Below are 12,745 nucleotides of genomic sequence, written 5' to 3'. Positions count from 1 at the left end.
GGTCACGGCGACTTCGTCCAGATCAGCAGCAGATAGCCGCCGAAGTAGGCGGAGAGCGCCACGAGCGTGACCAGCACCGTGCCGGCCCGGGCCCATCCGGCCCGGGCCAGGCCCACGGCGGCCGGCAGCAGCAGCGGGAACGCCGGCAGCAGGAACCGCGCCTTGGAGTGGTAGTAACCGGCCGCGCCGAGCGTGGTGACGAGCATCAGGCCGCTGTAGAGCAGCAACTGCCACGGCTGCCGGTCGATCGCGCTCAACGCGAAGAACATGATCGACAGCAGCGCCACCACGGTGACCACCAGCAGCGGCAACGCGGCCACCTGCACCAGCGCCTGCTGGCCCCGGTCGACGGTGTAGACGCCGAAGTCGAAGGTGGTGCCCCACCCGGCGGACTGGATGTGGAACCAGCCGTCCGGCCGGCCGGTCCGGGTGCCGACCCAGGCCAGGTAGCCCAGCCACCCGGCCGGGGCGAGCAGCAGCGCCGCCCAGGGCCGCCAGCCGTCGCGCCGCCTGACGACCGCCAGCAGCGCGGCCAGCCCCACCACCGGGATCAGCGACGAGGCGGTGGGCCGGGTCAGGCCGGCGAACAGGCACACCACACCGGCCGTCACCCAGTGCCGGCGCAGCAACGCGTACAGCGTCCAGGCGGCCAGCGCGGTGAACAGGCTCTCGCTGTAGCCCATCGACTCCACGACGGCGTGCGGCACGGCGCCCCAGAGCGCGGCGAGCAGGATGCCGGTACGCCTGTCGTGCAGGTGCTTGCCGATGGCGTACAGGCCCCAGGCGGCGGCCAGCGCGGCCAGCCACGCCACGACCAGCGCCGACTCGCGCGGGCTGAACGGGGAGAGCCGCTCCAGGGCCGCGGTCAGGCCCGGGTAGAGCGGGAAGAACGCCATGTTGCTCTGGGTCTTCTCGTACCCGTCGTAGCCGTGCTGGACGATCCCGAGGTACCAGTTGCCGTCGGCCCGGGTGAGCCGCTCGACCGGGGAGACGTCGATGTTGCGGGCCCACAGGTAGACGACGAGCACGCCGATCAGCCGGATCACCGCGTACAACGCCAGCGCGGGCGCCGCGTCCCGGGCGGCGTCGCGCAGCCGCCGGACGTAGCCGGGCCGGACGCGGTCGGCTGTGGCCGGGCCGGTCGGCGGGGCTGGTGCGGGCCGGCTGGGTTCCTCGGTGGTCACCACGTCCATTGTGCGGTCCCGTTCGCGCTGAGCTGCGATTGTCCGGAGGCCCGCGTGGCGCGGCCGGCGACCCGGCGAACGACCCGGAGCGGGCGCCGGTCGTTGAACAGGATGGAGGGTAGCAACCGTCACACCAGGTCGTGGGGCACCGGCGGCGGCGGGCGTTCGAGCCCGATCCGCTGTCGTAGACTCGCTCGGGTCCGCGGGCGCGGTGCTGGCGACGACGAAACGGGCAGGAATGGGATCTGACGGCACGACCGCAGCGGCGGGCACCCGGGGACGGGTCGTGATGCTGGTGGACAACGGGGTCATCGGGGACTCCCGGGTGCAGAAGGCGGCCCGCTCCGCCGCCGACGCCGGCTGGGACGTCGTGCTGCTCGGCCGCGCGCCGGTCGGCAGCCCGCAGAGCTGGCGCCTCGGCGCCGCCGAGGTACGCCTCGTGCCGATGCCCGAGCCGCTGGCCCGCCGCCGGCACGAGTTCCGCCGGGCCTGGCTGCGGCACCCGCTCGCCTATCCGCCCAGCGGCATCGCGGCGCAGCGTACCCAGGCGGTGAAGGCCTGGCGCGCGGACCTGGCGGTCCGCCGGGCGGCGCTCACCGTCGCTGCCCGCGAGTCCGGCGCGGGCCGGCCGGGCGGGCTGCCCTGGGCCGCGCTGCGCGCCGAGGAGAAGCTGTCCGGCCTGACCCGCAAGTGGGTCGGTTTCCGCAACCGTCAGCTCACCCGGGCCCGCAAGGGCCGCAAGCTGGACGGCCCCTGGGACCGCGCGTACACGCTGTTCTGGCGCAAGCTGCGCGGCGACGGCGCGTGGCGGCGCCTGGAACCGGGCCTGTGGGACTACGAACTGGCCTACGGCCCGGTGGTCGACGAGCTGGCGCCGGACCTGATCCACGCCAACGACTTCCGGATGCTCGGCGTCGGCGCCCGCGCGAAGGTCCGGGCCGCCGCGAAGGGCCGCCGGATCGCGCTGCTCTGGGACGCCCACGAATATCTGCCCGGCGTGCAGCCGTGGCGCGACAACGCCCGCTGGCTGCCCGGCAACGTGGCGCACGAGCGGGAGTACGTGCCGTACGCCGACGCCACCATGACCGTCTCCGGTGGTCTGGCCGACCTGCTGCGCACCGAGCACGGGCTGGCCGAACGGCCGGCGGTCGTGCTCAACGCACCCGCGGTGGACGAGTTGCCCGCGGATCCGGCCGGGCCGGCGCCGGACATCCGCGCCCGCTGCGGGCTCGGGCCGGACGAGCCGCTGCTGGTCTACAGCGGGGTGGCCGCCGCCAAGCGCGGCCTCGGCGTGATGGTCGAGGCGCTGCCCCGGCTGCCCGGCGCGCACGTCGCGTTCGTGGTCAACAAGCCCGACTCGGCGTACGTCAGGGGCCTGGTCACCCGGGCCGGTGAGCTGGACGTGGCGGACCGGGTGCACGTGCTGCCGTACGTGCCGCACCACCAGGTGGTCCGGTATCTCGGCGGCGCGCAGGTCGGCGTCATCCCGATCCAGCACTGGCCGAACCACGAGATCGCGCTGATCACCAAGTTCTTCGAGTATTCACACGCCCGCCTGCCACTGGTCGTCTCCGACGTGCGCACCATGGCCGAGACTGTCCGGGAGACCGGTCAGGGTGAGGTGTTCCGCGCCGAGGACGTGGCCGACTTCGTCCGCGCGGTCACCGCGGTGCTCGCCGACCCGCAGCGGTACCGCGCCGCGTACGACCGGCCGGGCCTGCTGGCCGGCTGGACCTGGGAGGCGCAGGCGCGGGTTCTCGACGAGGTCTACTCCCGGCTGCTGCCCGACGCGCCGCCCCGGCCGACGCCGCCGGCGCACGCCCCGGTGGAGCCGGCACAGGTGGAGGTGGGCGCGTGAACGGGCCGGACGTGACGGTGGTGGTCGCCGTCTACAACACCATGCCGTACCTGACCGCCTGCCTCGACTCGCTCGTCGGGCAGAGCATCGGCCGGGACCGGCTGGAGGTCGTCGCCGTCGACGACGGCTCCACCGACGGCAGCGGCGCGGAACTGGACCGCTACGCCGAGCGGTACCCGGGCACGGTCCGGGTGCTGCACCAGGCCAACTCCGGCGGCCCGGCGGCGCCGAGCAACCTGGCGCTCGACCACGCCCGCGGCCGGTACGTCTTCTTCATCGGCTCGGACGACCACCTCGGCCCGGAGGCGCTGGAGCGCCTCGTCGACGCCGCCGACCGGTGGGACTCCGACGTGGTGCTCGGCCGGATGGTCGGCACCAACAAGCGCTACGTGCACCAGGCCGTCTACGCCACCACCCGGGAGCGGCTCGACCTGTTCGACAGCGACCTGCCCTGGTCGTTGTCGAACACCAAGCTGTTCCGCCGGGACCTGATCGAGCGGCACGGCCTGCGGTTCCGTACGGACATGCGGATGGGCAGCGACCAGCCGTTCACGCTGGAGGCGTGCGTCCGGGCGAAGAAGGTGTCGGTCCTCGGCGACTACGAGTTCTACTACGCGGTCAAGCGGGACAACGCCCAGAACATCACGTACGCCAGCCGGTTCGAGGAGCGGCTGCGCTGCGCCGAGGAACTCGTCGGGTTCGTCGCCGGCCTGATCGAGCCCGGCCCGCGGCGGGACGCGGTGCTGGTGCGCCACTTCACCTGGGAGGTGGCGAAGCTGCTCCGCGCGGAGTTCCTCGCCCTCGCCCCGGACGTGCAGCGGCACGTCCACGACCGGATCCGCAAGCTCGCCGAGGCGTACCTGACCGACGGGGTGACCGCCCGGATGGCGCCCGAGGAGCGGCTGCGGGTGGCGGTGGCGCGCGACGGCGACCTGGACGCGCTGTGCACGCTCATCGGCCAGCAGTCCGACCGGTCACTGCCCGAGGTGGTCGTCGACGGCGACCGCTGGTACGCCGACCACGTCGGCTTCCGCGATCCGGCGTTCGGCTACCCGGACGACTGGTACGACGTCACCGAGCGGGCCGCCGCGATACTGGCCAAGCTGACCGCGACCGGGCTGGCCTGGGGACGCGACGCCGCCGGGGCGCGGGCCCTGGTGGTCACCGCCCGCAGCCGCTGGGCCGAGCTGGCCGAGCTGAGCGCGGAGGCGCTGCGGGTCAGTGTGGGCGATCTGACGGGTGTCACGTCGGCCGAGTCCTCCGGCAGCGGTACCGTCGTACGAACGGACTTCGCGGTGGACCGGTTGCTGGCGGTCGTCGCGGGGACAGGCGAGCGTCGTATCGTACGCGCCGAGGTCTCCGCCCTGGGCGGGACGGGCTCGGCGCCGTTGCGCACCGACCGCCCCGTCGCCGCACCCCGGCTGGTGGCCCGGCGCGGTGTCCGCTGGCACCTCGTCACACCCACCACGAACCACAAGGGCCAGGTGATCGTCGCGATCACGCCGGTGACCCCCGGTCGGTTCCTTGCCCGCCTGCGCCGAATCTGGCCCTCTGGAGGAAAGTAGTTCATGAACATCTGCGTCGTCGCGCTCGGCAAGATCGGTCTGCCGCTGGCCGTGCAGTTCGCGTCCAAGGGGCACCGGGTGATCGGCGCCGACGTCTCCGAGCGGGTCGTCCAGCTGGTCAACGACGGTGCCGTGCCCTTCCCGGGTGAGGCCGACCTGGACGTCAAGCTCAAGGAGACGGTGGCCGCCGGCCTGCTGTCGGCCACCACCGACACCGCCGCCGCGGTCGCCGAGTCGGAGGCGGTCGTCGTGGTCGTGCCGCTGTTCGTGGACGCCGAGGGCGTGCCGGACTTCGGCTGGATGGACGACGCCACCCGGGCCATCGCCCGTGGGTTGAAGCCGGGCACGCTGGTCAGCTACGAGACCACGCTGCCGGTCGGCACCACCCGTAACCGGTGGGCGTCGATGCTCGCCGAGGGCTCCGGCCTGACCGCCGGCACCGACTTCCACCTGGTGTTCAGCCCCGAGCGGGTGCTCACCGGGCGGGTCTTCGCCGACCTGCGCCGCTACCCGAAGCTGGTCGGCGGCATCGACGAGGCGTCGGCCGCGCACGGCGTGCGGTTCTACGAGGCGGTGCTCGACTTCGACGAGCGCCCCGACCTGGACCGGCCGAACGGCGTCTGGGACCTCGGCTCCGCCGAGGCGTCCGAGCTGGCCAAGCTCGCCGAGACGACCTACCGGGACGTGAACATCGGCCTGGCGAACCAGTTCGCCCGCTTCGCCGACACCGTCGGCGTGGACGTCACCAAGGTCATCGAGGCGTGCAACACGCAGCCGTACAGCCACATCCACTCGCCGGGCATCGCGGTCGGCGGCCACTGCATCCCGATCTACCCGCGGATGTACCTGTGGAACGACCCGGCCGCCACCGTGGTCCGCTCGGCCCGCGAGGCCAACGCGGCCATGCCGGAGTACGCGGTCGACCTGCTCGCCGCCGCGTACGGCGATCTGACCGGCGTGGGCGTGCTGGTGCTGGGCGCCGCCTACCGGGGTGGCGTCAAGGAGACCGCGTTCTCCGGTGTCTTCCCGACCGTGGACGCGCTGCGCCGGCGGGGTGCGGTGCCGTACGTCTCGGACCCGATGTACACGAACGAGGAGCTGGTCGCGCACGGCCTGCCCGGGTACGACGGCGAGCCGGTCGGCGCCGCGGTGATCCAGGCCGACCACGCCGAGTACCGCACCCTCGCCCCGGCCGACCTGCCGGGCGTGACGGTGCTGGTCGACGGCCGCCGGGTCACCGACCCGGCGCGCTGGACCGGCGTGCGCCGGGTGGTCATCGGGGGCTGACCCCACCGACTCCGCGGGCCCCGGCCGTCTCGAACGGCCGGGGCCCGTCGCGTGCCGCCGCCGGGATGAGCCGGGATCACGCCGTGTGGAGTTCACCTGCCGGACACCCCGGCAATACTTGTGTCATGTGATCCGTTTAGGGTCGCAGCCGTCGGAAATCGACCCGCACCGACATCGGTGGGGCAGACAGGGAGCGTGTCGTTGTTCAGCAGAGTACGCAGCCAGCAGGGTCTCGCCGCGGTCGGCGCGACGCTCCTCGGCTACGCGGTCATGGTCCTCGCCGGAGTTCTCGGCCTGGTGGTCCCGTACGCGGTGGCCGCGGTGGTCGCCGTCGCCGGTGAGCTGGCCCTGGCCGGGCGGCACACCGAGACCGCCACGCTGCTCGACAAGGCCGGTCTGGGCGAGACATTCCGGCGGCTGGTGCGGGACCTGTCGGTGGTCCTGCTCGTGGTCGCCGCGGTGCGTCCCGGCGTGGCCGGCACCGTCGCCGTCCTGCTGCTGCCCGCCGCGCTGTGGACCGTGGCCGTCGCCACCAACGCGGTGACCAAGGTGATCGACGGCCGGGTCGACCCACCGGCGTACACCCGCAACATCGACCTCGGCGCGCTGCGGCGGGTTCCGGTGCCGCCGGCCTGGGCGCGGCTGCTGGCCGGGCTGCGCATGCCGCTGCTGAACGTGCTGCTGGTGCCCGCGGCAGTGGTGGCCGCCGCACTCGACCGGGTCGCCCCGGTGGTGCTCACCGCCCTGGTCACGCTCGCCGCCGGCCTGGTCACCGCCGCGGTGCTGGCGCTCACCGCGCTGCGCGGCCGGGGCAAGGCCCCGGGTGTGCTGCCCGCCGTGCACGACTGGATGGCCCGGGAACGGCCCGAGGTGGCGCTCTACTTCGCCGGCCCGGCCAAGGACGTCTACCAGGCCAACATGTGGCTCGCGCCGGTGGAGGCGACCGGCCGTCGCGCCGTCGTGCTGCTGCGCGCCGCGGACGCGTTCGAGCAGCTCGCCGACACCCGGCTGCCGGTGATCTGCGTGCCGGCCGGCGTCGACTTCATGAACCTGGACCTGGGCTCGCTGCGCGTGGCGCTGTACGCCGCGAACGTCGGCGCCAACATCCACCTGCTGCGGGAGCCGGGCGTGAAGCACGTCTTCGTCGGCCACGGCGACAGCGACAAGCAGGCGAGCGTCAACCCGTACAGCAAGGTGTACGACGAGGTCTGGGTGGCCGGGCCGGCCGGGCGGGAACGGTACGCCCGGGCCGACGTCGGCGTGCTGGACCGCGACATCGTGGAGGTCGGCCGCCCGCAGCTCGCCGGGGTGCACACGTTCGGCTCGGGCGCCGCCGACCACCGCTTCACGGTGCTGTACGCGCCGACCTGGGAGGGCTGGCTCGACGACGACCCGTACCACACGTCGCTCGTGCTGATGGGTGAGCGGATCGTGTCCGGCCTGCTCGCAGCCGGGGACGTGCGGGTGATCTACAAGCCGCACCCGCTGACCGGGACGCGCTCGCCGAAGGCCCGCGCCGTGCACGAGCGGATCGTGTCCCGGATCAAGGCCGCCGGCGGCGAGACCGATCCGTCCTCGCTGGACGGCACCGCGCACCTGGTGGTCACCGGCCGCACGCCGGGGCTGTTCGACTGCTTCAACGTCACCGACCTGCTGGTCAGCGACGTGTCCAGCGTGGTCTCCGACTTCGTGCAGAGCGAGCGCCCGTACGTGGTGGCGAATCCGGCCGGCCTGCCCGAGGACGAGTTCCGGCGGCAGTTCCCGACCGCTCGGGCGGCGTACCTGCTCTCGGCGGACTGCGGCGAGCTGACGAAGATCCTCGACGTGACCCGGGCCGGGGACGACCCGATGACCGGGGCGCGGCGGGAGCTGAAGGAGTACCTGCTCGGCCCGGCCGGGTCGAATCCGATGGACCGGTTCCGGGACGAGATCGGCCGGCTCTGCGGCTGAGGCGTACCGACGGAGCAGGGGCGACGACCGCGCCGGTCGTCGCCCCTGTCTCGTCCGGTCAGCCCTGGTGCGGCGGGTTGTCGACGTCGCGGGAGATGACCTCGCCCTTGGCGTCGACCCAGCCCTTCGGGCGGGCCGGGTTGCCGGCCACCAGCTGGTACGGCTTGACGTCGCGGGTCACCACCGAGCCGGCGGCGATCATCGCGTACTCGCCGACCTCGATGCCGCACACGAGCGTGGCGTTCGCGCCGATCGACGCGCCCCGGCGGACGAGCGTCGGGGTGATCGTCCAGTCCGGATTCTGGGCGCGCGGACGGAAGTCGTTGGTGAACACCGCGCACGGGCCCACGAACACCTCGTCCTCGATGGTCACGCCCTGGTAGACCGAGACGTTGTTCTGGATCTTCACCAGGTCGCCGACGGTGACGCCCGCGTCGACGTAGACGTTGCGGCCGATCACGCAGCCGGCGCCGACCTGGGCGCTGGACCGGATGTGCGCCAGGTGCCAGACCTTGGTGCCGTCGCCGACCTGGGCGCCGGACTCCACGTCGGCCGTCGGGTGGACGAAGACGGAGGCGGACCGGTCGTTGCTGTCAGTCATCTCAACTCGCATCACATGCCAGGGCGCGTCGCGCCGTCGGGCGGGCTCGACGCAGCATAACGAGCGCTCACCCGAGCAGTTCGGCCACCGCGTCGGCGGCGGGCCGGTCGGCCGGCAGGGGGTGCGCGGCGACCACCGCGTCCACCGGCAACGCCCCGTACAGGTGCGGGAACAGCGCGCCGCCGCGGGACTCCTCCCAGCGCAGCGCGTCGCCGAGCCGGGACTCGTCCACCGCGAGCACGGTCAGGCCGGTGACCCCGGCGAAGAACCTCCGCGCGGTCTCCACCACCTGGTCGGCGGCGGACAAGTGGACGTAGCCGTCCTGCCGGTCCATCGCGGTGCCGGCGAACCGCCCGTCCGCCCGCGCCTGCGTCCACTCGTCGTCGGTGAGAATCTTGTAGATCACGGCAGCAGCCTAGAGCGGCCTCGCGTCCCGGCGGCGCGTCTGCCACCATTCGCAGGGCAACACGTCGAGTCGAGGGAGGAACGGGTGCGGATCCTCCTGGTCGAGGACGACCGCCGGGTCGCCGCGGCGTTGTCGTCCGCGCTGACCCGGCGCGGCTACCAGGTGGAACACGCCGCGACGGTGGCCGCCGCGCTCTCCGCCGCCCCCTGCGACCTGGTGCTGCTCGACCTGGGGCTGCCCGACGGCGACGGCACCGACCTGTGCCGCGAGCTGCGGCGGCGCAGCAGCCGGCTCGGCATCATCGCGGTGACCGCGCGCGGTGAGGAACGCGACCGGGTGCTGGGGCTGCGGCTGGGCGCCGACGACTACGTGGTGAAGCCGTTCTCGATGGTGGAGCTGCAGGCGCGGATCGAGGCGGTGCTGCGCCGGGCCGCGCACACCGCGCCGCAGCGCAACCTGATCGAGGCCGGTGCGGTCCGCATCGACGTGGGCGGCCGGACGGTGACGGTGGCCGGCCGGGACGTCTCGCTCACCCGCAAGGAGTTCGACATCCTGCTGTCCCTGGCCCGCCAGCCCGGGGCGGCGGTGCCGCGCGAGCGGATCCTGCTCGATGTGTGGGGCACCACCTGGGCCGACCGGCACACCGTGGAGGTGCACGTCGGGTCGCTGCGCGGCAAGCTCGGCGACCCGACGCTGGTGGAGACCGTACGCGGGGTCGGCTACCGGCTCCGCGAGGCGTGAGGGCCGGTTCGTGCGCCGCCGGCTGGTGATCAGCTACCTGCTGCTGATGGTGCTGGTCCTGATCGCCCTGGAGACGCCGCTGGCGGCCACGCTCGCGACCCGGGAGACGGACCGGGTCCGCGCCGACCGTCTCGCCGACGCCACCCGGTTCGCCTCGCTGGCCGGGCCGGCGTTGCGGGGCGGCAGCCCCGGCCCGCTGGACGGGGAACTGGCCGCCTACGACGCGCTCTACGGCATCGGCGCGGCCGTGGTGGACCGGGACCGCCGTACCGTGGTGGCCTCGTCCGGGTGGGAACCGGGCGCGGGCACCCGCGCGGCGCTCGACACCGCCCTGTCCGGGCAGCAGTTCAGCGGCCCGGAGTCGGTCTGGCCGTGGGTCGGCGGGCCGGTGGTGACGGCCGTGCCGATCAACGACGGCGGCGAGGTGCTCGGCGCCGTGGTCACGACCAGCCCGGCGGACGGCGTGCGCCGCACCGTCACCGTGTGGTGGCTGCTGCTCGCGGGCATCGGCCTGCTGGCGGTGCTGGCCTGCGTCTCGACCGCGTTCGGGCTGGCCGGCTGGGTGCTGCGCCCGGTCACCGAGCTGGACGCGGTGACCCACGAGATCGCCGAGGGCCGCCGCGCCGCGCGGGTCCGCGCCGGACTCGGGCCGCCCGAACTGCGCCGGTTGGCGACCAGCTTCAACGACATGGCCGACGCGGTCTCCGACGTGATGGACCGGCAACGCGCCTTCGTCGCGCACGCCAGCCACCAGCTCCGCAACCCGCTCACCGCGCTGCGGCTGCGGGTGGAGGAACTGGGCCCCAGCCTCACCGACCCGGACGGGCGCGCCGAGCACCGGCTGGCGCTGGAGGAGACCGACCGGCTCGCGACGGTGCTCGACGCGCTGCTCACGCTGGCCCGCGCCGAGCGGGAGGAGAACGAGCGGGTGACTGTGGACGCCACCGCCACCGCCGCCTCCCGGGTGGCCGCCTGGCTGCCGCTGGCCCGGCACCGCGAGGTCACGCTCCGCCTCGACGCCGAGGACGCGCCGGCGTACGCCCGGACCGTGCCGACCGCCATCGACCAGGCGCTGGACGCCCTGATCGACAACGCGGTGAAGTTCAGCGGCGCCGGTGGAGAGGTGACGGTGACCGTACGGGCCGCCGACGGCGGGACGGTGCTGACCGTCGGCGACACCGGCCCGGGCATGACCACCAGTCAGCTCGACCAGGCCACCGAGCGGTTCTGGCGGGCGCCGGACGCGCAGAACGTGGACGGCGTGGGCCTCGGGCTGACCATCGCGGCGGTGCTCGTGGACGCCTCCGACGGCCGGCTCACCATGCGCCAGGGCGAGCCCCGGGGCCTGGTCGCCGAGCTGTGGTTCCCGGCGCCCGCCGACGCGCCGGTCCGGTGCTGACCCGCGTCAGGGCTTCGCGGCGCGATACCACTGCGCCGCGCCCGGATGCAGCGGCAGCGGGGTGGTGACGATCGCCGACCGGGGACTCATCCGTCCCGCCGCCGGGTGCGCGGCGGCCAGCTCCTCCCGGCGGTCCATCAGCAGCCGGGTCACCTCCCGCACCAGCGCGGCGGGCAGGTCGGCGCGGACGATCAGGTAGTTCGGGTTCGCCACCGTGCTGACCGGGGCGGCCCGGTACACCGAGCGCGGCACGTCCCGGGTCACGTAGACCTGCCCGTACGCCCGGCGCAGCGGCTCGGTCCAGTCGCCCAGGTCCACGATCCGCAGCGAGGTCCGCTGGGCCAGGTCGGCGACGCCGCGCACGGGTAGCCCGCCGGAGAAGAAGAACGCGTCGATCCGCCCCTCGCGCAGGGCCGCCACCGAGTCGTCCAGCCCCAGGTGTTCCTGGCGTACCCGGTCGCCACCGAGCTGGGCCACCGCCAGCAGACGGGTGGCGGTGATCTCCGTGCCGGAGCCGTCGGCGCCCACCGACACCCGCCGGCCGCGCAGGTCGCCGAGCGTGCGGATCGGCCCGCCGGCGCGGGTCACCAGGTGCAGCAGGTCGTCGTAGACCCGGGCCACCGCGAGCACCGACGGATGCTCGGGCTCGCGCGGCGGCAGCACGTCGGCCTGGGTGAAGCCCAGCTCGGCCTCCCCAGCGCCGACCAGCCGGACGTTCTGCGCCGAGGCGGCGGTGACCACCACCTCGGCCCGTACGCCGGGCAGCTCCCGGTTGAGCAGCGCCGCGAGCGACTGGCCGAAGGCGTGGTAGACGGCGGTCGGGCTGCCGGTGGCGATGCGGATGCGGGTCGGCTCGGACGGCTCGTCCCGGCACCCGGTGAGCCCGGCGACGAGCAGGAGCACCAGCGCGAGCGGGGCGGCGGCGCGCACAGGCCAGTGTCGGCTCACGGGCTGCACTCTGCGCCGTGCACCCGCCGTGGCGCAAGCCCACGCGGCGCACGCACCACCGCAGGCCCGGCGTGCGGCAGTCTCGGGCCGGGCCGGTCAGCTCGCCGGGGCCAGCTCCGCGCTCTCGGTGATCCGCTCCCGGTGCTCGCCGTTCGGCACCACCACGAGGAAGCAACCCGACCCGGGCCGCAGCGCCGCCGGCACGTCCAGCAGCGCCGCGCCGCGTACCAGCACCGCCGCCAGGTCCCGGTCGGCGAGCCGGATGCCGAGGCAGTGCCGGCGGACGTGCCGGCCGCCCGCGAGCAGCGCCGCCCGCCAGGCCGCCGCGGCCAGCCGGGGCCGCCACAGCCGCCGCGGCGCCGAGGCGCCCGGGAACGGCCCGCCGAGCAGCTCCCGGCGGCCCTGCCGCCAGCCCGCGGTCAGCAGATTCGCGTACGCCGCCCGGTGCTGCGGCGGCACCGACAGCCGGTGCAGCTCGTAGCGGCGGCGCAGGCCACCGGTGGTCAGCTCGTGCTCCACCGGCACGTCGAGGCGTCCCAGCAGCTGCCGCATCCGTTGCGCCGCGTCCTCGCGGTTGAACTCGGCGATGCCGCCGCGGTGCGGTCCGGAGTCGAGGCGGCGTACGTCGGCGGCCGGCGGCGGCGTGCAGCGCACCATGCAGGCGACCTCGAAGGCGTCGGTCAGGGTCAGCCAGTCCAGCGGCGGCGGCGACGGGCGCGGGCGGTCGAGCAGCGTGGTGAGCATCGGCGCGGCTCCTCGGTCGTCGGGGTACCTCTACCGTCGCTGCCGAGCGCCGGACCGGGAAC

At 74.3% G+C, this 12,745-nt stretch carries 11 protein-coding genes; 6 read left to right on the top strand and 5 right to left on the bottom strand.

What is annotated here, in order from left to right; translation table 11 throughout:
* Positions 1-2: 2 nt before the first annotated feature.
* Positions 3-1,193: a glycosyltransferase family 39 protein gene (locus IF06_RS0110170; protein WP_013285269.1), complete on the bottom strand. Its 1,191-nt coding sequence runs from the start codon at positions 1,191-1,193 to the stop codon at positions 3-5.
* Positions 1,194-1,422: 229 nt separating this feature from the next.
* On the opposite strand from IF06_RS0110170, the gene IF06_RS0110165 reads away from it, so the two are divergent.
* From IF06_RS0110165 to IF06_RS0110150, 4 genes are all read left to right on the top strand, one after another.
* Entirely contained in the window at positions 1,423-3,042 is a 1,620-nt protein-coding gene (locus IF06_RS0110165; protein ID WP_369752120.1) for a glycosyltransferase family 4 protein, read from the top strand.
* A complete protein-coding gene (locus IF06_RS0110160; protein ID WP_030270483.1) occupies positions 3,039-4,607 on the top strand; it encodes a glycosyltransferase family 2 protein in 1,569 nt (522 codons plus the stop codon). Before IF06_RS0110165 ends, IF06_RS0110160 begins: the two co-directional genes overlap by 4 nt.
* A gap of 3 nt (positions 4,608-4,610) precedes the next feature.
* A complete protein-coding gene (locus tag IF06_RS0110155) occupies positions 4,611-5,894 on the top strand; it encodes a nucleotide sugar dehydrogenase (protein WP_013285272.1) in 1,284 nt (427 codons plus the stop codon).
* Between the two features lie 201 nt (positions 5,895-6,095).
* Positions 6,096-7,844, top strand: coding sequence for a CDP-glycerol glycerophosphotransferase family protein (locus IF06_RS0110150; protein WP_013285273.1), 1,749 nt, complete (start codon positions 6,096-6,098; stop codon positions 7,842-7,844).
* A gap of 58 nt (positions 7,845-7,902) precedes the next feature.
* Here IF06_RS0110150 and IF06_RS0110145 read toward each other — a convergent pair whose 3' ends face one another.
* Both IF06_RS0110145 and IF06_RS0110140 read right to left on the bottom strand, forming a co-directional pair.
* Positions 7,903-8,445, bottom strand: a complete 543-nt coding sequence (locus IF06_RS0110145; RefSeq protein ID WP_013285274.1) for an acyltransferase — start codon at positions 8,443-8,445, stop codon at positions 7,903-7,905.
* Positions 8,446-8,512: 67 nt separating this feature from the next.
* Positions 8,513-8,851, bottom strand: coding sequence for a DUF952 domain-containing protein (locus IF06_RS0110140; protein ID WP_030270481.1), 339 nt, complete (start codon positions 8,849-8,851; stop codon positions 8,513-8,515).
* Between the two features lie 84 nt (positions 8,852-8,935).
* Here IF06_RS0110140 and IF06_RS0110135 point away from each other — a divergent pair, with 84 nt between their 5' ends.
* Positions 8,936-9,592 (top strand): response regulator transcription factor, encoded by a 657-nt coding sequence (locus tag IF06_RS0110135; RefSeq protein ID WP_030270479.1) that lies wholly within the window; start codon positions 8,936-8,938, stop codon positions 9,590-9,592.
* 10 nt (positions 9,593-9,602) lie between these two features.
* Complete coding sequence (locus tag IF06_RS0110130) at positions 9,603-10,991, top strand: sensor histidine kinase (RefSeq protein WP_030270477.1); 1,389 nt, start codon at positions 9,603-9,605, stop codon at positions 10,989-10,991.
* Between the two features lie 6 nt (positions 10,992-10,997).
* Here IF06_RS0110130 and IF06_RS0110125 read toward each other — a convergent pair whose 3' ends face one another.
* Complete coding sequence (locus tag IF06_RS0110125) at positions 10,998-11,939, bottom strand: TAXI family TRAP transporter solute-binding subunit (RefSeq protein ID WP_013474739.1); 942 nt, start codon at positions 11,937-11,939, stop codon at positions 10,998-11,000.
* Positions 11,940-12,035: 96 nt separating this feature from the next.
* Positions 12,036-12,683: a hypothetical protein gene (locus tag IF06_RS0110120; protein ID WP_013474740.1), complete on the bottom strand. Its 648-nt coding sequence runs from the start codon at positions 12,681-12,683 to the stop codon at positions 12,036-12,038.
* Positions 12,684-12,745 lie beyond the last annotated feature (62 nt).

Origin of the sequence: Micromonospora globosa (assembly GCF_000717585.1) — a bacterium.
Taxonomy (GTDB): Bacteria; Actinomycetota; Actinomycetes; order Mycobacteriales; family Micromonosporaceae; genus Micromonospora; species Micromonospora aurantiaca.
The sequence above is the reverse complement of the archived record's forward strand: the minus strand, read 5'-3'. Positions and strand labels throughout refer to the sequence as shown.

What these genes read in the sequence shown, in the direction of transcription:
- IF06_RS0110170 (WP_013285269.1), bottom strand. Translation starts at nt 1,193, where the DNA reads ATGGACGTGGTGACCACCGAGGAACCCAGCCGGCCCGCACCAGCCCCG.
- IF06_RS0110165 (WP_369752120.1), top strand. Translation starts at nt 1,423, where the DNA reads ATGGGATCTGACGGCACGACCGCAGCGGCGGGCACCCGGGGACGGGTC.
- IF06_RS0110155 (WP_013285272.1), top strand. Translation starts at nt 4,611, where the DNA reads ATGAACATCTGCGTCGTCGCGCTCGGCAAGATCGGTCTGCCGCTGGCC.
- IF06_RS0110145 (WP_013285274.1), bottom strand. Translation starts at nt 8,445, where the DNA reads ATGACTGACAGCAACGACCGGTCCGCCTCCGTCTTCGTCCACCCGACG.
- IF06_RS0110120 (WP_013474740.1), bottom strand. Translation starts at nt 12,683, where the DNA reads ATGCTCACCACGCTGCTCGACCGCCCGCGCCCGTCGCCGCCGCCGCTG.